We start from the raw sequence: 24968 nt of genomic DNA on the forward strand, positions 1-24968 counted from the left end.
CTCTCCCTTCCCCGCTGGTTTGATCGCCACCCGCCTGTGTGTATCGACGGCCATCGGACACGCCGATGGAAGCGACGCACCGTCTGACCAAACAGGAACCTATGTCTCGACCCATCTCCTTTACCTTGCCGCTGGTCCTCGCCATCACCATGGCCCTCGGACCGCTCTCCATCGACGCCTACCTGCCCGCGTTTCCTGCGATGGCACAAGATCTCGGCGTCCCTATCGACGACATCGCGCGCAGCTTGTCGATCTATATCTTCGGCCTCGCCCTCGGGCAACTGGTCGGCGGGCCGCTCTCGGATCGCCTCGGCCGACCTGCAGTGATGTATTCCGGCCTGGCCATCTTCATCGTGGCCTGTGTCGGTATCGCGCTGACCGATTCCCTCCCCCTGCTGCTGGCACTACGGGCGCTGCAGGCTTTCGGGGGTGGCTGGATCATGGTGCTGATTCCGGCGCTGGTGCGTGACCGCGTCAAGGGTCGCGAGGCGGCCAAGCTGTTCAGCATGATCGGGCTGATCATGGTCGTCGCCCCCGGCGTGGCCCCCAGTGTCGGCAGTGCCCTGCTGGCGGTAGGCGGCTGGCATGCCATCTTCGCCTTTCTGGCCCTCTATGCACTCGGTGTCGTCCTGCTGCAGTGGCGGGTGGTACTGCGATCCGTATCCTCCGCCGGGACGCGACACTCGGACAATCTGCTGGCCCGTTATCGCTTCGTGCTCGGCACGCGTGCGGCGCTCCCCTTCATTGCGCTGCAGGCCTTCGGCTTTTCAGTGATGATGCTCTTCATTACCCATTCGTCTTTCATCTATCAGCAGCATTATGGGCAATCGGAGAGCGTCTTCGCGCTGCTCTTCGGCGCCAATATCGTGATGATGCTGGTGGCAAACCTGATCAATCGCGCCCTGCTCAACCGCTTCTCGTCGCGCCAGATCCTGATGACCTGCCTGACGATCCAGTTCGTCGGCACCCTGGTGCTCTGCGCGCTGGCCTGGACCGAGGCTTCGGTGTGGCTCTTCCTGCCGGCGATGATGATGACCATCGGTGCGCAGGGCGCCGTCGTGCCCAACAGCCAGGCCTGCTATATGGAACATTTCGAGCAGCATGGCGGTACCGCAGCTTCACTGCTGGGGACCTGCCAATTTGGACTCGCCGGCACGCTCAGCGCGCTGTCGACCCTGCTGCCGGAAACCCTGCCGGCCGTGGTCGTGGCCATGGCGGGCTGTTCGCTGGTCTGCATGAGCGTGATCGTTCTGGGGCTCAAGCCGCGACTGCCCGGCCTGCGCAACGCCCGCACCTGAACGAAAAAAGCCGGGCGGATGCCCGGCTTGAAACCCTCCTGTCCCCACCGTCACGGAACGCGATCAGGCGATCGTGACGCTGTCCGGATTGTCGTCGACCCCGGCCAAGGTGACATCGTCGCTTGGCGAGAAGATCTCCTCCATCTGCTGCAGCATCGACGTACCGTCCTCTTCCATGCCCAGCATCGAGGCCAGCGAGAAGGACGATGTCGTCGCGCTCCCAGCCGACTCGGCGCTTAGCGTAAACGATTCGACGTTCATCGCCCCGCCGTTGAACGTCAGGCGCAGGACCTGTTCGCCTGCCGCCAGGTCCAGCTCGATACCGTCATTCGCCTGGTAGTTGTTCCACCCGCCGGTGTTGGTCACCGGCTGCGGCGCGGCACTGGTGTAGACCTCGTCATCCTGCTCCACACTGGCCGTGACGGTGCGACCGTTGGCGTTCGTGGCGGCGGCAAACGAGAGCAGGTAGGTGCCGGCTTCTTCCACGTTGAGGGTGTATTCGACCCACTCGCCATCCGCAATCCAGCCGATCGCATCGCCCTCGCCGCGGATATCGACACCTTCGCCGCGGAAGTCGGTGCCGAGCTGCTCCTCGCTGCTGTCGCTGTAGGCGATGCCCGCGCCACCGACATCGTACAACGCCGCATCGAGCGTCAGGCCATCACCGTCGACTGCCCAGGGCGTGCCGGTCTCGTTGAAGGCGGTCTGGCTGGACGGCGATAGCGTGAAGGACTCCAGGTTCTGCGCACCGCCATTGAAGGTCAGCCGCAGCGTCTGGACGCCGGCTTCCAGTTCGACGTTCTGGCTGCCGGTCTCGTTAAAGGTACTCCAGCCCCCGGTGTAGCCGACATCCACGGTCGCGGTCTCGTACGCCCCGCTAGCGCTGTAGAACGCGGCGGTGATGGAGCGTGGGTTACCCGTCTGCTCGCCCAGCGATGACAGGAAGGAGAGGCTGTAGACGCCGGCCTCCTCGATATCGAGGGTGTACTCCACCCACTCGCCGTTGGCTATCCAGCCGATGGCATCACCGTTGCCCATGATATCGACGCCCCCCTCACGGAAGTTGCTGCCGAGCTGGGTCTCGCTGGAGTCTTCGTAGGTGACGTAGGGGGCCCCTTCATCGTAGAGCGCCGCATCCAGCGTCAGGCCGTTATCGCCGACCGACCATGGCGTCCCCGACTCGTTGAACGGCGTGCGCGTTGCCGGCTCGATACCTTCGATCAGGTAGACGTTGTCGTTGTAGTCATAGTTGATGCCCGCGTAATCGGTAGCCAGGAAATAGGTATTGGGTATCGCGTTGCCGTTGCTGTCGAGTGCCTGGTAAAGGCGCAGCATGTAGCCGCGCTCGAGCCCCGCATCATCGCCGGTGGGATTCCCCGTGCCCGCGCCGTTCAACGCGGGGTCGCTCGAGTAGACGGCATTGCCGAAACCGAAGATACCGCTGCCCAGCCAGCTTTCGGGAATCTGATCCTGCGTGAAGCTCGCGGTGACGAAGTTGCCGCTGGCCGTCATCGGCAGCAAGGTCTGGCTCTGGGCGCTGGCATGGTTCATCAGCGTGACACTCGAGGTCCTGTCACCGACCTCATGTAACGTGAACGGCGCACCACCGTAGCCATGCCACGCGCCCAGTTGCGTTACCGTGACACTCTCGACGCCCTCGGCGATCTGCCAGTAGCGCGATAGCACCTCGTGATCGCTCACGGCTCGATAGATCCCCGCATCGGAGAGCACCGAGCTACCACCGCCATCGAAAGTCGAAAGCCCCTCGATACGATTGCCGAAGCCAAATACTTCCCACATCTCGTTGAGGTTAGGCTCCCACCCGCCTTCGTCACGCGCCTGCCAGAAGCCGGAGAGCTGAATCTCGGTCTGTGGCTGATCGGCGTCATCCGAGAGGATCGTCAGGACACCATTGAAGACGCCGCTATCGAGATTGCTGGCCGGCGGGGTATAGGCCTCCCGGTTGAACAGCACCTCGACCTCGACCGATTCCCCCGGCGCCAGCGTCAGACCGTCGAAGGCATCCGGATCGGCCAGCATGAAGGGCCCGCTGACCGTGATGCTAGCGACATCCAGATCGCCGCTGCCGTTGTTGCTGATGATCACCGAACCGCTGTCCTTGTATTCGCGCGCGCCGGCACCTGGCGTGGCGTCGTCATCATCGAGATAGTTGAAGGCGATACGATCATCGAAGTAGGCGGGGTCGGTGCTGATGACGCTGATGTCGCCGCCGGGCGCCGTGGCGGACGGCGTATTGGCGACCAGCAGCGAATCGAGATCCGGACCCACGGCGTTGGGTGCGGTGAGGGCTATCGCATTGGCGCCCGCGCCCAGCGTCACGCTGACGGTCCGTGTGACCCAGTCGCTGACCGTCTGACTCAGGGCCGGGAAGTCTACCGTCGGATACTCGACGCCGTTGACCGTAAGCGCCATCGGCCGATCAGCCTTGCCAGTGGTCAACGAGTAGCGGAAGGTGACTTCGTAGACACCGCTCTGCGCGACATCGACGCTCCAGGTCACTGTCTGGTCCCCGCTGCCGACGAAGTCCACGAAGCCGGTACCGTTGGCACCGCGATCGTCGTCCGTCTCGGGGATCACCACCGCGCCACCCTCCAGCGTGGCGGTCTCGGCCTGGTACTCGCTATATTCAGACGTGCCATCACCCGGCGTGCCATCATCCGCCGTGGTGTCCTCGATCAGCACCTCCAGTTGATCGATATTCGGCCCACCCGAGTTGTTGGTCGCCTGCAAGCGTACCGTATTCGCCCCCGCGAGCAGCGCCGCCGGGATATCCAGCGTCTGCCAGGTATTCCAGGCCGCATTGCCGCTGACGCCGGTCGGGGGCGCAAAGGCAAAGACGCCGACACTGACATCGTTGACGAAGACCTCCAGCGGCCGATTCGCTGTACCGCCGTTGGCGTAGCGCACACGCAGGACGGCTTCACCCGCTTCGTCGGCATCGACATTCACGTCGAAGGTGATGAAATCGGCCACGCTGGCCCCGAAGTCGGCATAGCCGCCGACCACACCATCACTGTCGACGGTGTTGCCGTCCATGCCATAGGCGCCGGGACGCACGCCATAAGCCGACCCGACATCGGTGGGTTCCGGGTTGTCGCCGTCTCGGATGGCAATCTGCGCACCGGAAGCGATAACCGCCAGCGCGTCGTCCTCGGCCTGGATCGTCGCGATCGATGTCAGATCCGCATTGTCCCCGATCGGTACGATGATATCGCCCGGCACCGGGTCGAGACGAATGACCTGACTCTGCCCGTTGCTGCGATTCAGCGTCATCAGATAAAGCTGGCCGGTATTCGGGTTCTCGATGATATCGAGCGGGTCGACATAGCTGATCACGTTGCCGTCAACGTCACGCAGCACGGTGTCCGAGGAGACGTTGCCGTTGGCGTCCAGCGAGATCCAGCGGATATCATCGCCGCCGGAATACTCGACGAACAGCAGACTGCCCGCCAGGGTGGCGCCGAAGATGTTGCTGGTGTATTCGATGACCCCGTTGGGGGAACGGTTGGTCCCCAGCGAGTAGATATCCTCTTCCCGATAGTTGCTGTCCGGCGACGTGCCAACCGCATACTCGTCGGTTTCGTTCTCGTCGACCCCGGACGTCGGATTGCCGCCGTTCAGGATATATTCGTCATGCAGCGGATTGGGATGGCCGTAGTAACCGCCCTCCTCGACCCGGAACAGCCAGTCATCCTCGATGCCAACGTTGATCAGCCCTTCATTGATCGCCGTGGCAGGATCGTCTGGCGTGCTGCCGCCGGCGGCAGACCCATTGGTCGGCACATAGAGACTCCCGTTGGAGTGCCAGGTCAGGTCGTAGCCATTGCGAATACCGGTGGCGAAGATCTTGAGCACCGCGTCCTCGGCAAAGGGGTCGTAGTACTCGATCAGCACGTTGCCATTGGCATCCTGCATGGTCGCCGTGCCATCCGCTGCGAAGACCAGATACTGGCCGCCCCCCATGTCGATCGGACCGTTCTTGAGGTCGTTATCGTCATCCTCGTAGCGCGTGTTGGAGCCGTCGGTGGGTAGCGGCTCCGTCGAGACATCGAAGCCGCCGGCCGGCGGCTCGCGAGACGGGTCGATCTCGAGAATGGCGGCGTTCAGCAGACGCTCGGGGCGGTTGCCCCAGGCGCTGTCGTCTCCCCCCATGGCCGTATTGGCCCCCTGCGAGACGTACATCAGATACGGTGGCACATCCGGGTTGGTCTGGGCGTCGTACTCCGGATTGGCGCGGAAGGTCAGGCTATTGGTGACATGGTCACCGTTCGAGCGCGGCAGCCCAGTGATATAGGTTTCGGCCGTGCCGGTGAACACGCTGTCGCTGCTGCCCAGTGTGATCTTGGTCACCTGACCACTGAAATCGGGTACGCCGTTGTCACGCCCGGTCAGCGGGATCGGGTAGTTATCGGTCACCCATAGCACGTTGGGGTCCACCGGGTCGAACACCAGCCCGACAATGCCGCGAGCCCCTTCCGCACCCTGGAAGTAGTCGAGCGCCAGCGTCTGGCCGTTGGAGAGCGAGCCGGTCAGCGGGTCGATATCGTAGCGCTTGATCTCGCCATTCATCGTCGAGACGTAAATCTGCGTGTTGTCCGGCGACATGGTGATCGAGGTGAACTGGTAGGCACCATCTTCGGCACCGTTGAGTTCGACGTTGGCGTCGAACGCCACTTCGCTGTCCGGAATTTCGGGATCGGCACCGGTCACGAAGGTAGACGTGAATTTCTGGAACTCCCGCGTCGGTGCGCTGGGGTCGTCGTTGTCGCCCCGGTCCTGGAAGCCGTCGATCACCAAGGTATAGCTGGTAAATTCATCCAGCGTCCCGACCGGAGAGATTGTCAGTGAGTCGAAGCCGCCAGTGGTGTTGATATTGAACGCTACGTCTTCACCGGTCACGGTATTGAAAAGCCGGACGGACCCGTCGTTCAGGCTCTCCAGCAGCGCGCCACCGCGACCATCAACGACCGAGATACCGATAAAGAAGTCGGAGGTCGGATCGACGCCGACCGGCTGCGACCCATCCTCTGCCTGCAGTTGAATTTCTACCTGGCTCTCGCCCACGCCGGCGACCGCACGCGGATCGGTAAAGAACGGATAGTCTTCTGGCGCCTCGCGATCATCCCCCGGTGTCAGATCCGGCAGGGACTGGATTTCGATGTACTGAATTTCGGTATTGGCGCTGTTGACGCCGATCGAATCCAGAGTCAGGCGCCCGTCCGTTACCTGAACGATTTGGGTAACCAGCGTCGAACGATAGCCTTCGCTGTCGTTGGTGGGATTGCCATCCGCCGGGAAGTCCGACGGCCGGCCCGGCGTAAACGGCGTGTTGAACTGCTCGCCCTCGGCGTTGATCACGTTGACGCTGTCGTAGGCACCGCCGCTGTCGCCGATGGAGATCGTCACCTCGTAGTAGCCATCCTCAAGTTCGATCTCCCACCCCGCACTCTGGCTATAGCCGGGTTTGTCGAAACCCGCGTAGGTCGCCTGCAGCGGATCGACCCCCGACAAGGAACCACTGCGGTCCCCCAAGGCGTCTCCGTCCTGTCCGGCAATTGCCATCGGCGTCGTGCCATTGGCGGTGCCATCGGCGATCGATGCCGCGGTCACCCAACCGTATTGATGGGACTGGCCGTCGACCTGCAGGGACTGCTGTCCGAAGGCAAGCCCAGTGTCGGCGAAGTAGTCATCCGGCGTCTCCGCGTCCGCCGGCTGGAAGTTGATACGAATGACGGTGCGCTCGACGGGCTCGGTCGGCGGCTCATCGATCGGGCCGGCCCCTGTGTTCAGCGTCAGGCTGTCGATGTTCGGGCCGATATTGCCGACATTGGCCAGGCGCACCTCGTTGTTGCCGGCCTGCAGATCGATCTGGACCGTGGTTTCGGTCCAGTTTTCCCAGCCGGCCGTGCCGGTGCCGGTCGAGGCAAACGGAATCGTCCCCTGCGCTTGTCCGTCGACGGACAACGCCATCGGGCGGTCATTGCTGCCGCTGGCCGCATAGCGAATGGTCAGCAGATACGTCCCCGACTCCGCGACGCTGACATTGAAGAAGGCCGCATCGCCCGCCTGACCGCCCATATCCAGATAACCGCTACCGCTGAAGTCGCCCCACAGCCCGTCGGCGCCACCGCCGGTGGTCTCCGGATTGGAGGCATCGCGCACCACCGTATCGGCGGCCGAGCTACCGTCATCGATGCTCAGCTCCTCACCCTCGATCGAGAAGATCTGGGTCGGATCATCGGGTAGATCGTCAGCGAACTCGAAGCTGATCTGATCGATATTAGGACCGTTCGCCACGCCGCCTTGAGCCGCCGATGGCAGCGTCAGCGTCACGGCGTTGCTGGTCGCCGGTAGCGGAACGGTAATGCTGACTTCGCCCCAGCTGCTCCAGGACCCCGTCGGCGGGAAGGAGACCAGCGTCGGGGTCTCGCCGTTGACCGTGAGTAACAACGGGCGATCCCCCGTGCCACCGTTGGCATAGCGAATCGTTGCCGTATAGAGACCGGTCTCGTCGGGCGTCACCTGAAAGGTCACGGCATCACCGGCGTTGGTGCCGAAATCGATGTAGCCATCGCCGATGGCACCCGGCAGCACATCACCCAGCGCATCGGGATTGTCCGCGTCCACGACGCGGGTGAGTCCGTTGCTTCCCGGCGCACTATCGTCGTCGATCGAGACCAGTGTCGTGTCCTCGGCCTGGATGACCAGCGTATCGGGTTCCGGCGTCGGCTCGGGCGGAGGCTCCGGCGTTGGCGTGCCGCCGCCCGCCGGTGCCGTCAGCGTCAGGCTGTCGATATTCGGACCGCCACCGATCAGGTTTTCCAGCCGAATCTCATTGGTGCCGCTCTCCAGCTCCAGCGTGATCGTCGCATGCGACCAGGTTTGCCAGCCCTGCGTACCGGAGCCCGTGGCGGCGAAGAACATCGTCTCCTGCTGGTTGCCATCCACCAGCACCGCCATGGGCCGGGAGGCTCCGGACGCACTGCTGCTGGCATAGCGAATATCCAGCTCGTAGGTGCCGGCCACGTCAGCATCGACTGAAAACGAGACGGCATCGCCCACCTGCCCGCCCATGTCCACATAACTACCGCCGCTGGCGCCATCCCAAAGGCCATCGGTACCCGCTGCAGGGCTGGTCTCCGGATTGGTGGCGCTGCGAATGACCGTGTCCGCTGCGGAAGTGCCGTCGTCGACCATCATCGAGCTGGCCTGTAGCGTAAAGACGTCGCCCGCCCACCCCTCGGTATTGATAATTTCGAGGTCTAACGTCTGTGCGCTGTTCGCCAGCGGCTGTCCGGCGGCATCCATCGCGGTGAGCGTCAGCGCGCTGGTGCCACTGGCAAGCGACGCCGGGAGATCGAAGCGATAGGGTGTCTCGCTCGCCAACAACTCAGTGGTGGTGCCGTCGGCATCGGTCAGACTCAGCGACACACTCGCGGTATCGCTCGCCACGAATCCGGCGCTGTCGACCGGCAGTACCTCGAGCACATAGGGTGCCTCGAGCCAGTCGCGTGTTATCGCCCCGCCCGTCGAAAGCGTGCCCTCGACCGCTTCGCTCTGCGTATCGATGATGGAAAGCGTGAACATGAGTAAAGCCCCTACGCATTGTGTGGGTATTGAGTCAGGCTGAGGTGGAAATGTGATTACCTACCCGGCCCGGCGCTGGTGGAAACGACACGAGACTGACCTAGCTGTCGACGGTTCGACGGCCACCTTCCGTGGTGTGGTCATCGGAAACGTAAGGCCAATAACTAAAGTCTTACCAGTCGCAAATTAGCGCGTCTCATTCTTGGGGCAAAGTTGAAACTTCTCCCACCCGAAAAACGAATTTAACGAATCTTCAGTTATCACAAAGAATGGAGGTTTAAGTTTTTGACGGCATATCATTACCTTACTCAATGATCTTTTTGCAGCGCTATTGCACACCGTTTTACAAAAAGCATCACGACTGGAAAAAATGCTCCTTTCAACCCCAACTAGAAAACAATAAATTCATAAAAGGTATGAAAAAAACTTCATACCTGCCACCGGTTTTCCTCGTGACATCAGGCGTAAGTGCCTGAAAGATGTTGATGACAAGAACTTTTAATGACTTTCAAATCAACAATTTGAAAGCGACGTTACGGCCTAAAAACGTGACACCCCATTTTTCCTGAAGGCAAAAGGTGCTTGTAAAATTATTCACACTTTACGCATGCTGCCTTGAGCAGTGATTCCGATCAATTCTCACACCCCACCATTCAAGAGACGCCGCCATGATCGGAGACAACGATAAAACCGATTTGCAGAAAGCGCTTTCCACTAGCCGGCGCGCTTTCTTTTTTATTTTATTATTTAGCCTCTTCATCAACCTGATGATGCTGGCCCCCTCCATTTATATGCTTCAGGTCTACGACCGCGTGATTACCACCCGCAGTACGGAAACCCTGCTGATGCTGACGATGGTGGTCCTGTTTCTGTTTCTGGTCATGGGCGCCCTGGAGATGGTGCGCTCCCGCATTCTGGTACGCGTCGGCAACCGTCTCGACATGCAGATCAACGAGCGTCTGTATCAAGCCACTTTCAAGAAGGCCCTGCTGATGCCCGGCAAGCCATCGGCGCAAGCGCTCAACGACTTGACCACATTGCGTCAGTTCACCAGTGGCAATGGCCTTTTCGCCTTTTTCGATGCGCCATGGATACCGGTCTATATCGCGATTCTGACGCTGTTCCACCCGTGGTTCGGGGTATTCGCCGCCAGCGCCGGCGGCGTGCTGATGGCACTCGCCTGGATCAACGAACGCAGTACCCAGGGGCTATTGAACGAGGCCAACCGCGAGCATGTCGCCGCCCAGGATCTCGCCCAGAGCAATCTGCGCAACGCCGAGGTTCTGCATGCGATGGGCATGCTGCCCAACCTGCTGGGACGATGGAAGCAGAAGCACTACGACTATCTGTTGCACCAGTCCCGGGCGAGCGATCGCGCCGGCACGCTGAGCAATCTGTCGAAGACGCTGCGTGTCACCTTCCAGTCCTTGATTCTGGGGCTGGGCGCCTATCTGGTGATCGAGGGCAGTCTAACCGGCGGCATGATGATCGCCGGCTCGATCCTGATGGGGCGCGCGCTGGCGCCTATCGACCAGATGATCGGCGGCTGGAAAGGCTTCGTTGCCGCCCGAACGGCCTACGCCAGACTCAACGGTTTGCTCGACGCCATCCCCGCGGAGCCGATGCGCATGCCGCTGCCACCGCCGGTCGGCCGGCTGGTGATGGAGTCGGTCAGTGCCGCGCCGCCTGGCACGGCACGTCCCACGCTGCTGGAAATCGACCTGTACTGCGATCCTGGCGAGCATATCGCGGTCGTGGGTCCCAGCGCGGCGGGCAAATCGACCCTGGCCAGGGTGATTCTCGGGATCTGGCCGGCACTGGACGGCTGCGTCCGCCTTGGCGGGACCGATATCGGTCAGTGGCCACGCGAACGGCTAGGTCCCCACGTGGGCTATCTGCCACAGGATATCGAACTGTTCGACGGCTCGATCAGCGACAACATCGCTCGGTTCGGCGAGGTCGATCCCGCCAAGGTCATCCAGGCCGCGCGCCAGGCGGGGGTCCACGACATGATTCTACGCCAGCCCGAGGGTTACGACACGCAGATCTGTGGTGCCGGCGGCGTGCTCTCGGGCGGCCAGCGTCAGCGTCTCGGCCTGGCGCGAGCACTCTACGGCGCCCCTGTGCTGATCGTGCTGGATGAACCGGATGCCAATCTCGATGCCAGCGGCGAGCGGGCGTTGCAGCACTGCCTGCGCCAGCTCAAGCAACAGGGCACCACGGTCGTCGTGATCACCCACGCACCGGCGATTCTCGAGCAGGTCGACCGCGTTCTGGCCCTGCAGGACGGTCGCGTTATCTCCTGCGCACCGGTACGCCGAGCGGGCACCAGGCCGGCGGCCGGCAAACGCGAGCCGACAAGATCCCCCCCGGCGATGCGCCTGCGCAGCCGCGGCATGCTGGATGAAACGGGACGCAACCCGCCTCTCACACCGGAGCCTCCGACCCAATGAATCCTGCCGCCTCACTGCCCTCTCCAATGCCCTCTCCAGTGGCCGGGCCACCCGCACCGCGACTGCCGACCAGCGACCTTGCCAGCCGCCGCTGGGGCCTCGGCATCCTGCTGATCGCCCTGGGCGGCTTCTCGCTCTGGGCCATGACGGCGGAACTCGCCGTCGCGGTCGTGGCACCGGGCTCGGTGGCGGTGGAAACCTCGACCAAGCGCGTTCAGCACTTCGAGGGCGGCATCGTCAAACAGATACGGGTGGAGGATGGCGACGCTGTCTCCCAGGGCGATACGCTCATCGTGCTCGATAACACGCAGCCATTGGCGCAGCTCTCGATCGCCCAGTCCGAATATCGCATTGCCATGGCGAGCGAGGTCCGCCTGCTGGCAGAACAGAGCGATCTGGATACTCTGACCTTCCCCGATGTACTGCTCTCGGATCCCTCGCCCCGAGTGCAGTCGGTGATCGATGTGCAAAGACGCTTGTTCCAAGTCCGCCGCCAATCCCTTCAGGGGGCGCTGTCGGCGCTGGACGAGAAGGCGCGACAGATGGAAGAGCAGATCGCCGGGCTGGAGCGCCTGCAACAGGTCAACCGTTCCCGGATCGCCTCGCTCTCCGGCGAGGCCGACGACTTCCGCACGCTGTTCAAGGAAGGGCTGGGCGATAACCAGCGAATGCGCGAGCTCGAACGGCAGATACTGCAGTTCCGTGGCGAGAATGCCCAGCACAGCGCCGAAGTCGCCCAGCTACGCTCGCAGATCAGCGAAAACGGCTTCCAGAAGGAGGTGCGACGCCAGGAATACCATCAGGGCGTGGGCGAGGAACTCAAGGAAGTGCAGTCGCAGGTGACCGATGCGCAAGAAAGAGTCACAGCACTGCAGGACCAGGTTCGGCGCACCGACATCGTGGCCCCGGTGGCGGGTACCGTGGTCGGCCTGCAGGTTCACACGCAGGGCGCCGTGGTGCAATCCGGCGATACGGTGATGGAGATCGTGCCGGCCAATGACGCCTTCATTGTCGAAGCCAGGGTGCCCGACCGCGACATCGACAACGTTCACGCCGGACAGCACGCCGAGATCCGCTTCAGCGCCTTTAACCAGCGACTCTCCAACGTGATCGAGGGCGAAGTCGTTCATGTCTCGGCCGACAGCTTCGAGGACGAGGCGACACGGACGCACTACTACAAGGCGAGAATCCGGGTCACCGATGCGGGACTCGACCAGATGACCACCTCCATGCAGCTCCTCGCGGGCATGCCGGCCGAGGTGATGCTGCAGACCGGCGAACGCACCTTCGCCAGCTATCTGTTCAAACCGTTCAGCGACATGCTGGCCCGGGCAATGCGAGAAGAGTAATGGCACGACTTTCCCGATGGATCCTGGCCGGATATCTGGTCGGGCTGGTACCGGACGTGCTCGCACAGCCGCTCGCGATCGAGGCGCCGGTTGCGGTCCCCTCTGATGAGAGGATCGCGCCGTTGCCATCGCTCGCCGGACTGGTGGCGCTGGCGCTAGCCAACGACAGCGGTCTGCGTAGCCAGCGCTTCGACAGTCAGGCCACGGCCCAGGAGCTGGAACTGGCGCGTGCCGGCCTGCGCCCTCGGCTGGATGCCAGTGCCAGCTACCGCTATCAGGACGCGGACAATATCTATACCAACAACCCGGCCGACTATCCGGATGAAGTCTACGACGACCGGGTCTCCGGAGAGACGCACGAGAACAGCTGGGAGCTGCGGCTCACCCAACCCCTGTTCAGCCTGGAACGCTGGCGCCGAATCGACATGGCCGAGGCACAGGCGGATGCCGCGACCCTGCAGGTCGCGGTGGCCGAGCGCGACCTGGCGATCACTGTGGTCGAAACCTACCTGGATGCCTATCAGGCTTCCCGCACACTGGGCCTGCTGAACGCCCAGCGGGAGTCGCTGGTACTGCAGCAACGTCAGGCGAGTCGCGCCTACGATCTCGGCATCGGCGACCGACTCAACCTGCTCGAATCGCAGTCGCGGCTCGATCAGGCCATTGCCGACCAAACTGCGTCGGAGAATGATCTCGCCAACGCGCTCAGCGACCTCGAGCGTCTGACCGGCGCGCCGCTGGCGATGCTTCCCGCGCTGGTGGGCACCCCCGAGGCCCTCTCTATCGCGGCCGAACCCCGACCGCTGGAGACCTGGCTCGCCGCAACACGCGACAACGTCAGCGTGCGTCTCGCCGCCGAGCAGGAACAGGTAGCCCAGCGCGATACCGAGGTACGCCGCGCCGGTCATTACCCCGAAGTCGATCTGGTAGTGGGCTACAGCGATCTGGACAGTGACGACGAGCTGCGCACCAGCCAGGACTTCACGGCCAGTGTCGAAGTGACCCTACCGATCTACCAGGGCGGCTATACCTCGGCCAGTATCCGACAGGGAGAGCTCGCGGCCCTGGCCGGCGCCGCCTCGCTGGACAATGAGTGGCGTCTGGCGCAGCAGGAAGTACGCAAGCGCCTGCGCAGCATGCAGGGCGATTTGCGCCAGCTGGAGGCGCTGCAGCGCTCCATCGAGTCAGGCGCCCTCTTCCTGCAGGCCGCCACTCGCGGTCAGTCGCTCGGTCTGCGCGATCTGGTCGATGTTCTCGACGCCCGCTCTTCCCTCTATGACCTGAGAATCCGGTTCGTCGAGACGGTCTGCGTCTATCTCCGCGACCGAACTCACTTGGCCGCGGCGGTCGGAGAACTCGACACCCCGTCACTCGGCGCCATCGGCGACGTGCTCGAGCGCGTGGAGCAGACACCAATCGACGAGACGAGCTGACCAGCCTGACGTCGATACCGGCCAGGTTCGGCAATCGTACCTATGAGGGAATATCATCAATCCGGGACGTCCGTTGCGATAGGATCATGGGTCACCTGACAGCCGACGACAACGACAAAGCGACCCAAGACATGAACAGACGTATCAAGGCGGGACTCTGCGGACTGAGCCTGGCGAGTGCGACCCTGATGACCCCCGCCCAGGCCGATGACACCCTGGTGGTCGGCGGGCTCAATTATACCGAGCACCTGATTCTGACCACGGCGACCAGCGAGCTGCTGGAGGCCAATGGCTACGATATCCAGCAGCGCGATGGCATGGGGACCAGCGTGCTACGCCGCGCCCAGGAGAACGGTCAGGTCGACCTCTACTGGGAGTACACCGGCAACTCGGTCATTCTGTTTCACAAGCAGGCACAACCTGCCGACGCAGACGCCACCTATGCGCAGGCAAAACAGCTTGATGCCGAGGAGGGCCTGACCTGGCTGGCACCCTCCGATACCAACAATACTTATGCGCTGGCGATGCGCGCCGACGATGCCGAAGCCAGGGACATTCATAGCCTCTCCGACATGGCGGCGGCGATGAACGATGGCGCCGAGCTGACACTGGCTTCCAACGCCGAGTTCTACGCTCGTGACGACGGCCTTCGCCCGCTGCAGGAAGCCTATGGCTTCCGCTTTCCGCGTGACCGGGTCAAGCGCATGGACACCGGCCTCACGTACGATGCCCTGAGAAGCGGTAACGTCGACGTCGCGCTGGTATTCGCCACCGACGGCCGCAACGGCGCCTTCGATTTCGAAGTGCTCGACGACGACCAGAGCTTCTTCCCCGTCTATCAGCTCGCGCCGGTCGTGCGGCAGTCGGTGCTGGACGCGCACCCTGACCTGGCTCCCCTGCTGAACCGCATGTCGGCCCAGCTCAATGACGCGGTGCTGATCGACCTGAATCGGCGTGTCGATGTCGACGAGCAGTCCATCGACGAGGTCGCCCACGAGTTTCTGGTCGAGCAGGATCTGCTGCAGACCCCCTGAACCTTTCCAAATCCGCCGGCTACCGCCACGCACGCTGCCCGACTGGCGTGTGTGGCGGCGTCGTATCGAGGAGCCGAGATGTTTCCCAGTGGCGCACGCCCCGATTCCCGTGAAGTCAGAGACTTTCCCCACGCGATTACCGAACATCCGCTCGTGTGGATTCCATTGCCGAACGGCGTTCGACTGGCGGCCAGGCTTTGGCTGCCGGAAAACGCCGACGACCATCCGGTACCGGCCGTGATCGAGTGCATACCCTATCGCCGTCGCGATGCCACCAGCGCCGACGACGAACGCATGCACCCCTATTTCGCCGGACACGGCTACGCCGCCCTGCGGATCGATCTACGCGGCAGCGGCGACTCCGATGGCGTGCTGGAAGACGAATATCTCGCTGGCGAGCAGGATGACATCGTCGCCGCGATCGACTGGATCGCCCGCCAAACCTGGTGCGACGGCAACGTCGGCATGATGGGCATCTCCTGGGGCGGCTTCAATTCGCTGCAGGTCTCGGCCCGTCAACCGCCGGCGCTCAAGGCGATCATCGCAGTCGGCGCCACGGTCGATCGCTACCACGACGACGTCCACTACAAGGGCGGGGCAATCCTCAACGAGCATTTCGGCTGGGCAGCCTCTTCGCTCTCCTTCATGTCACGCCCGCCGGATAGCGAACTCCGTCCCGATTGGCGCGAATGCTGGCGTCAACGGCTGGAGCGACAGCCTTTTGTTGCCGAGAACTGGTTTACGCACCAGGCCCGAGACGACTACTGGCGCCAGGGTTCGGTATGCGAGGACTATACGCGCCTGCGCACGCCGATCCTGGCCGTCACCGGCTGGGCCGACGCCTATGTCAACTTCGTTGCCGAGCTGCTCGAGCACGCCGACTGCCCGCGACGCGGCATCGTCGGTCCGTGGCCGCACGCCTATCCCCATGTCGCCATGCCGGGTCCAACCATCGGCTTCCTGCAGGAAGCCGTGCGCTGGTGGGACCACTGGCTGAAGGGCATCGACCGGGGCGTCATGCAGGAACCCCTATATCGGGTCTACTGCCAGCAGTTCGCCGGTGCCGACAACCGCGCCCTGTCGATGCCGGGCGAATGGCTGGCGGAAGCCGAATGGCCGAGCGCAACCGTCACGCCCGAGCGTTGGCATCTGCGCGACGGCCGTCTCACCCGGGACCCGGCGGCGATAGCCAGACATGTCGTGTCGCTGCGCGCGCCACAGGACACCGGCTGGCAAGGGGGTGAATACATCCCCCATTGCAGTGGGCCGGAAATCGCCGGCGACCAGCGACTCGACGACGCCCGTTCGCTCTGCTTCGACACGACAATTCCCGAGGCGGGGTTGGTGCTGCTCGGTCGGCCCGTGCTGAACCTGCGTGTCAGCGTCGACCAACCCCAGGCCAATCTGATCGTGCGGCTCTGCGATGTCGCGCCCGATGGCACCTCGCAGCGCGTCTCCTATGGCGTACTCAACCTATGTCATCGCCGTAGCCACTCGACACCGGAAGCGGTACCGGTCGACACCCCGCTCGATGTCGCCATCCCTCTCAACCAGCTCTGCCACCGTTTTCTGCCGGGGCAGCGGCTACGCGTCTCGGTGACTACCGATTACTGGCCTCTAGTCTGGCCAAGCCCACGAGCGGTCCGACTCACTATCGACGAGCGCGCCAGCTGGCTTGATCTGCCACATCGAGGCAGCAACGGACTGCCGGCGCCGATCTTCGAGCCTGCCGTGTACGCAGGCCCCGTGCAGCATCAGGTCACGCGCACCGGCGACAACCAGCGCACGCTGACCCAGGCGCTGGAAGATGACTGGAGTCGACTGGAAATCATCGACGACTTCGGGGAAGTCAGCTATGACCACGGCCTGGTCAATAGTGCCAGCGCCCATGAGCGCTACGGTATCGATCCACGAGACCCGGCGACGGCACGCATGAGCAAGAACTGGACTCAGCATTTTCGGCGTGATGGGTGGAACGCGCATACCGAGACCCAAGCCAGTCTGCTTTGCGATACCGAGTTCTTCTATCTCGAGGCAACGCTAAAAGCCTTCGCCGGCGACGAGTGCCTCGTGGAACGACACTGGAAACAGCGCATCCCTCGCCATTACGTCTGAGGCGTCGTGCCCTGCCACCCCGGGAGCTGGGACAGCGTCACGTCCCGGGGTGAGCGAACCAGCACCGCCGGCGATTTCCTGTCACGCGCTCGGCGGTTCAACCCGTCAGTCGTGGCGCGGTGGCGAGGCGTCTTCGCGTAGCTGTGCCGCCAGCAGTGACGCCACCAGCGGCGTATCGGCATCACGATGTGTGGGCATGGCGAAGCGCGCACGCGCGATGTCCGCCCGATCGATGACGGCACTGACGATCCCGCTCCCCGCCGCCGCACGGGCCAGCGGATGGCCGTCGACACCGACGATACAGCTGCCTCCCCAAAAACGTCCGCCCTTCTCCTCTCCGTCACGATGTGCCATGACGATCGGCGTGCCGTAGACCATCGCGTAGAAGCGCAGACAGGCCAGCCAGTTGGCCTCATCGTCGAACTCGCCCTCGACCATACCCAGCGCCGAGTTGATCGGCGTGACGATCAGATCCGGCCGCCTGAGCATCGCGGCGTGAGCCAGTCCAGGATTCCAGAGATCGGCGCAGATCATGACGCCGCAGGCGAGCCCTCCGGCTTCGGCCTGCGTCAGTTGCCGTCCGGGCCGGAACAGTTTGCCCTCCTCGTGGCCGCCGTAGGTACACAGGTTCATCTTGCGATGTACGGCAACCACGCGACCGTCGCGCAAGCACGCAGCCGCATTGGCGTACTCGCCAGGCGCCACGCTTTCGACGAAGCCGACGACGCTGAGCATCTCGCCGCTCGCACGCGCCAACGCCAGCAATCGAGGATCATCGGGCTTCATGGCGACCTCCCTCACGGTGGCGCCAAGGTCGTAGCCGGTCAGCGAAAGCTCGGGAAATGCCAGCAGCGCAAGGCGACGCTCGCGGCCCTCGCGAATCAACTCGTGATGAATGGCGAGGTTGGCATCGACATCACCCAGACAGCAATTCATCTGGGCGGCACCGACAAGAGCGGATCGAGTCTCGTCCATGGGGGCTCCGCGAATACAGGGGGAGCCTTAACATACGCCATACGACGATTGCATTGCACAATAGGTCTATGAGCATCAGCCATCGATCGCATTGCACATTACAATGCCGGCTCCCGATGGCAGGCGCCGCTAGCGTGTTATTATCATTTTCATAACGTGGATTTATAAAAACGTTCGGATTTACAAACGCATTCACAACAATAACGGTGAGATCAGACAACTTCTCGCAAGAATCCCCACTGCCGTAACAGCAGAAGACAGAGGAATTGCCTGTGGAATTATTGCAGTACGCCCTTGATAACCTGGGGCTGCTCGGCACCCGTACGCTCGAGCACATCTCGCTGGTCGGCGTGGCCGTCGGCATCGCCACCCTGACAGGCGTTCCCATCGGCATCGCCATCACCCAGAACGAGCGCGTCGCCCGCGCCGTGCTCTACGTGGCCTCGATCATCGTCACGATCCCCTCGGTCGCCCTGTTCGGCGTGATGATCCCGATCCTGTCGCTGATCGGCCAGGGTATCGGCTACCTGCCAGCGGTGATTGCGGTGCTGCTTTATTCGCAGCTGCCGATCATCCGCAATACCTATACGGCGATCCACAACGTCGATCCCGCCCTACGCGAGGCGGCACGCGGTGTGGGCATGAGTCAACGCCAGCGTCTACGCATGGTCGAGATTCCGCTGGCCGTACCAGTGATCATGGCCGGTGTTCGCACGGCAGTGGTGCTCAACATCGGCGTCATGGCAATTGCCGCCTATATCGGCGCCGGCGGGCTTGGCACCTTCATCAGCCGTGGCATCTCGCAATCCGACCCTCGCCAACTCATTCTCGGCGCCGTCGCCGTCAGCCTGCTGGCGATCATCGCCGACTACGCCCTGCTGGCACTCCAGAAGCGTCTGACGCCCAAGGGCATGGCTGTCTCCAGCGCCACCGCCTGAGCCGGATGTCGCAAGCCACGAGCCATTTCGACATCGACGTCACACCCGTTACCGCGCTTCGTGGTACCGGCACCGGCCGGGCCACCCACAAGGATAACTCATGATTCGATTGGACAATCTGACCAAGGTTTTCGACACCCCGGACGGGGCCGTGGTTGCCGCCGACCATATCAGCATGGAAGTTCCCCGGGGGGAAATCTGCGTCCTCCTGGGCCCTTCCGGCTGCGGCAAGACCACCACATTGAAGATGATCAACCGCATCGTGCGCTCGACCTCCGGCAAGGTCTTTCTCGACGGCGAGGACACCAGCGGCCTCGATACCGAGGCACTGCGGCGCAACATTGGCTATGTCATCCAGCAGATCGGCCTGTTTCCGAACATGACGATCGAGGAGAACATTACCGTGGTGCCGAAGCTGCTGGGGTGGGACAAGCAGCGCTACAAGACCCGTGCCCGCGAGCTGATGGATATGATCGCCATGGATGCCGAGGCCTTCCTCAAGCGCTATCCCAGCGAACTTTCCGGCGGCCAACAGCAACGTATCGGCGTGGCTCGTGCTCTGGCGGCGGACCCGCCGGTCATGCTGATGGACGAGCCGTTCGGCGCCATCGACCCGATCAACCGCGCCGTGATCCAGGACGAGTTCCTCAAGATGCAGGCGGAACTCCAGAAGACGATCATGTTCGTCAGCCACGATATCGACGAGGCGATCAAGATGGGCGACCGCATCGCCATCTTCCGCGAAGGCAAGCTGGTGCAGTATTCGGAGCCGGACGAGCTGCTTTCCGCGCCGAAGAATACCTTCGTCGAATCCTTTCTCGGCGAAGATCGCGCCCTCAAGCGGCTCAATCTGGTCCGCGTGCGCGATGTCATCAGCGACGAGATCGGCACGGTCGTCGGCAACGACACCCTGACCACCGCACGCGAGCGTATCGATGCCCACGGCTATCGCGACGCGATTCTGCTGGTCGACGACCGGCGCCGGCCGATCGGTGTGATCTCGCGCGACACAACCGGTAGCCACCAGGGCTACTGTCGCGATCACATGCGTGGGCTGCCGGCCGTGGTCAATCTCGGTGACGACCTGCGCAAGGTGGCCTCGCTGATGTTCGCCCACGACACCACCTGGCTGCCGTGCGTCGATGACAACGGCACGCTATGCGGTCAAATCACCCAGCGCGATATGACCCATCACCTCGGCTCCCGCTACCGCGCACGTCGCAGCGCGGCGGACAGCGAAAAGCCGGTGGGGAGTTGAGCCATGCCGATCCGATCGCTATCCAGCGCTCTCAAGCTCGGCGCCGCGATACTCCTGTTCTTGGCCGGGGTCTGGGCCCAGGCCAGCGGCCTGGTCGATGAATTCCGCTTCTACTGGCCCGATATCCGATATCTATCGGTGCAGCACCTATGGCTGACCGCGATCTCTGGCGGGCTGGCTGTCGTCGTTGCAGTGCCGCTGGGCGTTCTGCTGTCTCGGCCGAGCGTCTCCCGCTGGGCGGAGTCGCTGATGCAGTTGCTCAATGTGGGCACGACGATACCGACACTAGCGGTACTCGCGCTCTCGATGAGCTTTCTCGGCATCGGCACGGCCCCGGCGATCTTCGGGTTGTTCGTGGCGACGCTGCTACCGATCGCCCGCAACACCTATGTCGGGCTGCGCAGTGTCTCCCCCGCGCTGATGGAAGCCGCTGCGGGCATCGGCATGTCCCCGCTGCAACGCCTGCTGCGCGTCGAACTGCCCAATGCGCTCTATGTCATCTTCGCCGGCATCCGCACGGCGCTGGCGATCAACATCGGTACCGTCCCGTTGGCATTCCTGATCGGTGCCGGGGGCCTGGGCGAGCTGATCTTCACTGGTATCGATCTCTACGACACGGTGATGATGCTATCGGGGGCGATACCGACTGCGCTGCTCGCCGTGCTGGTCGACGTGATGATCGCCTTGATTACGTTCCTGGTGGTACCGCGCGGGGTGAACCCGGCCCGCCAGCGCTGAGAAGCCGCTCTGACGCAGAGACGGCATGAGACGACAAGACGTCTGACCGACGACAACACGGGATATCGACAACGACTGTGGATATCCGAGACAACCTGGGAGATGACTCATGAAACACCTGATGACCGGATTTCTGACCGCCGCCCTCTTTGCGACCGGCAGCGCCAGCGCCGACATTACCGTTGGTGGCAAGAACTTCACGGAGCAACAGATTCTCGCCAGCATGACGACACAGTATCTGGAAGCGCTCGGCTACGATGTCGACACGCGGGCCGGCATGGGATCTGCCGTGTTGCGCCGCGCTCAGGAGAACGGACAGATCGATCTCTACTGGGAATACACGGGCACCTCGCTGATCACCTACAACAAGGTGACCGAGAAGCTGTCGCCCGAGGAGACCTACGCACGGGTCAAGCAGCTCGACGCCGAAAAAGGTCTGGTATGGCTCGAACCGTCCGAGGCCAACAACACCTATGCGCTGGCCATGCGTCGTGACGATGCCGAGGCTCGCGACATCGATTCGATCGCGGACCTGGCCGATACGATCAACGGCGGCGAGGCTTTGACCTTTGCCTCCAATGCCGAATTCTATGCCCGCGATGATGGTCTGCGGCCGCTACAGGAGACCTACGGTTTCGAATTCGGTCGTCCCAACATCAAGCGTATGGATTTCGGCCTCACGCTGCCGGCACTGCGCGACGAGCAGGTCGATGTCTCCATCGCCTACTCCACGGACGGGCGCATTCCCGCGTACGACCTGGTCGTTCTGGACGATAACGAGCAGTTCTTTCCCAACTACGCGCTGACACCGGTCGCACGCCAGGAGACGCTCGACGAGAACCCCGAACTGGCCGAGCAGATGAACGCCATTTCGGCGCTACTGGATGACGAAATCATGGCGTCTCTCAATGCCAGCGTCGACGTCGAGGGCGATAACATCGAAGACGTTGCCCATGATTTCCTGGTCGAGCACGACCTGATCTAAGCCCCGTTCCCCAGCTCGCTCACGGCCCCGCGATGACGGGGCCGCTCCTGTCCTATCTCCGGAACCGCCCCGGCGGCTCCTTGCCGCGGAGACAACATCATGCAGGCGACCAGGCCTCCCCTTCATGTCGGCGCCGTGCAGCTCAACAGCACGTTGGGCGAGATTGAGCGCAATACCGAAGCCCATCGTCAATGGATCGCCGAGGCCCGTCGCCGCGACATCGAACTGCTGGTGTTTCCCGAGCTTTCGCTGACCGGCTACGCCCTTGGCCTGAGCACCCCGCGGGTAGCTTGCGCACGCAACGATCCGCGACTCGTCGACCTGGCGTCCAGCACAGGCGAGATGCAAGTGATGGTCGGGTTCGTCGAGGCCGCCGGCCCCGGCGAATACTACAACGCCATGGCGATCCTCCAGCATGGGCGGGTCGTCGACGTGCACCGCAAGCTCAATCTGCCGACTTACGGCGGCCTCGAAGAGGGAAAGTGGTTCCATCGCGGACGCCACCTGACGCCGACCCGGCCGCGGCAGGATTGGTGTGCGACGACGCTGATCTGTGCAGACCTATGGAATCCCGCACTGGTCCACGCCGCCCTGCTGGCGCGTCCCGACATCCTGTGCGCCCCAATCAACTCCGCTTCTCACATCGTCAGCCAGGGGTTCTCGAACGAAGAGAACTGGCCACTCAATCTACGTTTCTACGCCATGACCTACGGCACGCCGGTGATCATGGCCAACCGCTTCGGCCCCGAGGGCGAGCACCATTTCTGGGGTGGCAGCCAAATTCTCGGCCCACGAGGGGAAAGGCTCGCGGAAGCGGCGGCGGGCGAAACCTTGATCGACGCCGAGCTCGATCCTCAGGCCATCGAGATCGCCCGCTTCGAGCTGCCGACGCTGCGGGATGCCGATACGCCCTTGATTCGCGAACTGCTGACCTGAACGCCGCCCCTTCTCGGTGCGCACTTTATTATCCAGCCCCCTCAGGATTTGCCACCATGTCCGATTTCGACCCGATTGACTGGATCGCACGTTTCGACCCCGACACGCTCGATGACGCCAACCTGCACGCCGCCAAGCGCTGCCTGCTGGATCTGCTTGGGGTAGCCGCGGCGGCCACGGATACCGAACTGGCGAAGATTGCCACGCGCTATGTGAGCGTTCAGCACGCGGGCGCCCGGCCCCTGCTGTTCGCCCGCGGAAGTGCCTCGGAAACCGGCGTGGCGCTACACGGCGCCTGGCTGATCGATGCCCTGGATGCCCACGATGGCCAGGTGCTGACCAAAGGTCACGCTGGCGTCGCCCTCTTGCCGGGCCTGCTGGCGTATGCCGAAGCCGAGTCACTCTCCGGACGCGCTTTTCTCGGCCTGCTCGCCCTCGGCTACGAAATTGCCACTCGCGCGGGCATTGCCCTGCACGCGACAGCCTGCGACTACCACACCTCGGGAGCCTGGAACGCACTGGCCGTGGCGGCCCTAGGCGGCAAGCTGATCGGACTCGACCGGGACCAGCTACGCGAAGCGCTGGGAATCGCCGAGTTCTACGGCCCGCGTAGTCAAATGATGCGCTGTATCGAACATCCGACGATGGTCAAGGACGGCTCCGGCTGGGGTGCCATGGCCGGGGTAGCGGCAAGCCTGCTCGCTCGCGAAGGCTTCACCGGCGCCCCTGCCATCACCGTGACGGGTAACGATGTCGACGATATCTGGCAAGATCTCGGTCAGCGCTGGTATCTGCAGGAGCAGTATTTCAAGGCCTATCCGGTCTGCCGATGGGCACAGCCCGCCGTCGAGGCCGCCCTGTCACTACGCGACGCGGTCGGGGATGCCGCGCGCATCGTCCAGATCGACGTCCACACCTTTCACGAGGGGGTCTGTCTGGCTACCGCCAATCCCGAGACCACCGAAGCGGCACAATACAGCCTGCCCTGGCCCGTCGCCTGTGCCGTGGCCACCGGGCAGGTCAATGCCTCCAGCGTCACCGACTCGCTGACAGACCCAGCGCTGCAGGCGCTCGCCCGCCGCATCGTCATGCACCGACACGCCGACTACGATGCCCGCTTCCCTGCCGAGCGCTGGGCCCACGTCAACATGACGCTGACCGATGGGAGCGTTCTCGAGAGCCTACCCTGCGAGGCACGTGGCAACCCCTCCAACCCCTTGTCGGATCAAGAGCTCGAACACAAGTACCAGCGCCTCGCCGAGCCGGTACTCGGCGAGGCGGCATCTGGCCTGCGTGACACGGTCATGCGGCTCGAGCATGGTTCGGTGCGCGATCTGCTACGCTATCTGCGTCAATAAATCTGACACGGCCAGCGAGATCAACCGAACGAGGTCAACGGATGAACCTGCCACTTTGGTGCCTGCTGATAACGGCACTGCTGCCCTTCTGGCTCGCGTTCTGGGGCAGCCATGTCCGTCGCCGCGAGCTCGGTCACATGGACAACCACCACCCGCGGCAACAGTATGCGCAAATGACGGGAATGGGGGCTCGCCTCTGGGCCGCACAACAGAATGCGTGGGAGGCTCTGGCGCTATTTACTGCCGCGGTCGTGGCCGTGCAAACGACGGGGGGTGGGTGGCTGGCCGACGTGGCCAGCGTTGTCTTCGTGCTGGCGCGTATCGCGCATGCACTCTGCTACGCGTTCGATCGGGCAACACTGCGCTCGTCCGTCTTCATTGTCGCCTTCCTCGCGGTACTCTGTCTGTTTTTCACGGCCCTTGTCTGATCGCGTTCGCCATGGCTGACGCCGCGTCGATACGTACAACATCATCAAGTTGAAGGGTGAAC

15 protein-coding genes are annotated in these 24968 nt (G+C 63.1%); 13 read left to right on the top strand and 2 right to left on the bottom strand.

Features of this window, described 5'->3' with window-relative positions; genetic code table 11:
- The first annotated feature begins 101 nt into the window (after positions 1-101).
- On the top strand, positions 102-1298 hold the full coding sequence (locus MC381_RS14435; RefSeq protein WP_251978439.1) for a multidrug effflux MFS transporter: 1197 nt from the start codon (positions 102-104) through the stop codon (positions 1296-1298).
- Between the two features lie 63 nt (positions 1299-1361).
- Here MC381_RS14435 and MC381_RS14440 read toward each other — a convergent pair whose 3' ends face one another.
- Positions 1362-8906 carry a carbohydrate-binding protein gene (locus MC381_RS14440; RefSeq protein ID WP_251978440.1) on the bottom strand — a complete coding sequence of 2515 codons (7545 nt, stop codon included), beginning with the start codon at positions 8904-8906 and terminating at the stop codon, positions 1362-1364.
- 668 nt (positions 8907-9574) lie between these two features.
- Here MC381_RS14440 and MC381_RS14445 point away from each other — a divergent pair.
- The 5 genes from MC381_RS14445 to MC381_RS14465 all read left to right on the top strand — a co-directional run bounded on the left by MC381_RS14445 (position 9575) and on the right by MC381_RS14465 (position 17290).
- Positions 9575-11359 (top strand): type I secretion system permease/ATPase, encoded by a 1785-nt coding sequence (locus tag MC381_RS14445; protein ID WP_251978441.1) that lies wholly within the window; start codon positions 9575-9577, stop codon positions 11357-11359.
- Positions 11356-12708: an HlyD family type I secretion periplasmic adaptor subunit gene (locus tag MC381_RS14450; protein ID WP_251978442.1), complete on the top strand. Its 1353-nt coding sequence runs from the start codon at positions 11356-11358 to the stop codon at positions 12706-12708. The genes MC381_RS14445 and MC381_RS14450 overlap by 4 nt, the downstream gene beginning before the upstream one ends.
- Complete coding sequence (locus tag MC381_RS14455) at positions 12708-14141, top strand: TolC family protein (protein ID WP_251978443.1); 1434 nt, start codon at positions 12708-12710, stop codon at positions 14139-14141. Before MC381_RS14450 ends, MC381_RS14455 begins: the two co-directional genes overlap by 1 nt.
- 131 nt (positions 14142-14272) lie before the next feature.
- Positions 14273-15175, top strand: a complete 903-nt coding sequence (locus MC381_RS14460) for a glycine betaine ABC transporter substrate-binding protein (RefSeq protein WP_251978444.1) — start codon at positions 14273-14275, stop codon at positions 15173-15175.
- A gap of 78 nt (positions 15176-15253) precedes the next feature.
- Entirely contained in the window at positions 15254-17290 is a 2037-nt protein-coding gene (locus MC381_RS14465) for a CocE/NonD family hydrolase (protein WP_251978445.1), read from the top strand.
- A 105-nt stretch (positions 17291-17395) separates the two neighbouring features.
- On the opposite strand, the gene MC381_RS14470 is transcribed toward MC381_RS14465, so the two are convergent.
- A complete protein-coding gene (locus MC381_RS14470; RefSeq protein ID WP_251978446.1) occupies positions 17396-18265 on the bottom strand; it encodes a nitrilase-related carbon-nitrogen hydrolase in 870 nt (289 codons plus the stop codon).
- A 272-nt stretch (positions 18266-18537) separates the two neighbouring features.
- Between MC381_RS14470 and MC381_RS14475 the strand changes: the two genes are divergently transcribed.
- From MC381_RS14475 to MC381_RS14505, 7 genes are all read left to right on the top strand, one after another.
- Positions 18538-19203 (top strand): ABC transporter permease, encoded by a 666-nt coding sequence (locus tag MC381_RS14475; RefSeq protein ID WP_251978447.1) that lies wholly within the window; start codon positions 18538-18540, stop codon positions 19201-19203.
- Between the two features lie 100 nt (positions 19204-19303).
- Complete coding sequence (locus MC381_RS14480) at positions 19304-20461, top strand: ABC transporter ATP-binding protein (protein WP_251978448.1); 1158 nt, start codon at positions 19304-19306, stop codon at positions 20459-20461.
- Between the two features lie 3 nt (positions 20462-20464).
- Positions 20465-21199 carry an ABC transporter permease gene (locus tag MC381_RS14485; protein WP_251978449.1) on the top strand — a complete coding sequence of 245 codons (735 nt, stop codon included), beginning with the start codon at positions 20465-20467 and terminating at the stop codon, positions 21197-21199.
- A 109-nt stretch (positions 21200-21308) separates the two neighbouring features.
- The gene (locus tag MC381_RS14490; protein ID WP_251978450.1) at positions 21309-22184 is read left to right on the top strand and encodes a glycine betaine ABC transporter substrate-binding protein; all 876 of its coding nucleotides are present in this window, start codon (positions 21309-21311) and stop codon (positions 22182-22184) included.
- Positions 22185-22283: 99 nt separating this feature from the next.
- On the top strand, positions 22284-23120 hold the full coding sequence (locus tag MC381_RS14495) for a nitrilase-related carbon-nitrogen hydrolase (protein WP_251978451.1): 837 nt from the start codon (positions 22284-22286) through the stop codon (positions 23118-23120).
- A 56-nt stretch (positions 23121-23176) separates the two neighbouring features.
- Positions 23177-24478 carry an MmgE/PrpD family protein gene (locus MC381_RS14500; protein WP_251978452.1) on the top strand — a complete coding sequence of 434 codons (1302 nt, stop codon included), beginning with the start codon at positions 23177-23179 and terminating at the stop codon, positions 24476-24478.
- Between the two features lie 41 nt (positions 24479-24519).
- On the top strand, positions 24520-24906 hold the full coding sequence (locus MC381_RS14505) for an MAPEG family protein (protein WP_251978453.1): 387 nt from the start codon (positions 24520-24522) through the stop codon (positions 24904-24906).
- The last annotated feature ends 62 nt before the right edge of the window (positions 24907-24968 follow it).

It is taken from the genome of Salinicola avicenniae (genome assembly GCF_023736115.1).
GTDB lineage: Bacteria > Pseudomonadota > Gammaproteobacteria > Pseudomonadales > Halomonadaceae > Salinicola > Salinicola avicenniae.

Excerpts from the sequence above, each read along its gene's own strand:
- MC381_RS14465 (WP_251978445.1), top strand. The coding sequence starts at position 15,254 with ATGTTTCCCAGTGGCGCACGCCCCGATTCCCGTGAAGTCAGAGACTTT.
- MC381_RS14485 (WP_251978449.1), top strand. The coding sequence starts at position 20,465 with ATGCCGATCCGATCGCTATCCAGCGCTCTCAAGCTCGGCGCCGCGATA.
- MC381_RS14505 (WP_251978453.1), top strand. The coding sequence starts at position 24,520 with ATGAACCTGCCACTTTGGTGCCTGCTGATAACGGCACTGCTGCCCTTC.
- MC381_RS14480 (WP_251978448.1), top strand. The coding sequence starts at position 19,304 with ATGATTCGATTGGACAATCTGACCAAGGTTTTCGACACCCCGGACGGG.
- MC381_RS14470 (WP_251978446.1), bottom strand. The coding sequence starts at position 18,265 with ATGGACGAGACTCGATCCGCTCTTGTCGGTGCCGCCCAGATGAATTGC.
- MC381_RS14450 (WP_251978442.1), top strand. The coding sequence starts at position 11,356 with ATGAATCCTGCCGCCTCACTGCCCTCTCCAATGCCCTCTCCAGTGGCC.
- MC381_RS14495 (WP_251978451.1), top strand. The coding sequence starts at position 22,284 with ATGCAGGCGACCAGGCCTCCCCTTCATGTCGGCGCCGTGCAGCTCAAC.
- MC381_RS14435 (WP_251978439.1), top strand. The coding sequence starts at position 102 with ATGTCTCGACCCATCTCCTTTACCTTGCCGCTGGTCCTCGCCATCACC.
- MC381_RS14440 (WP_251978440.1), bottom strand. The coding sequence starts at position 8,906 with ATGTTCACGCTTTCCATCATCGATACGCAGAGCGAAGCGGTCGAGGGC.
- MC381_RS14445 (WP_251978441.1), top strand. The coding sequence starts at position 9,575 with ATGATCGGAGACAACGATAAAACCGATTTGCAGAAAGCGCTTTCCACT.
- MC381_RS14455 (WP_251978443.1), top strand. The coding sequence starts at position 12,708 with ATGGCACGACTTTCCCGATGGATCCTGGCCGGATATCTGGTCGGGCTG.
- MC381_RS14500 (WP_251978452.1), top strand. The coding sequence starts at position 23,177 with ATGTCCGATTTCGACCCGATTGACTGGATCGCACGTTTCGACCCCGAC.
- MC381_RS14460 (WP_251978444.1), top strand. The coding sequence starts at position 14,273 with ATGAACAGACGTATCAAGGCGGGACTCTGCGGACTGAGCCTGGCGAGT.
- MC381_RS14490 (WP_251978450.1), top strand. The coding sequence starts at position 21,309 with ATGAAACACCTGATGACCGGATTTCTGACCGCCGCCCTCTTTGCGACC.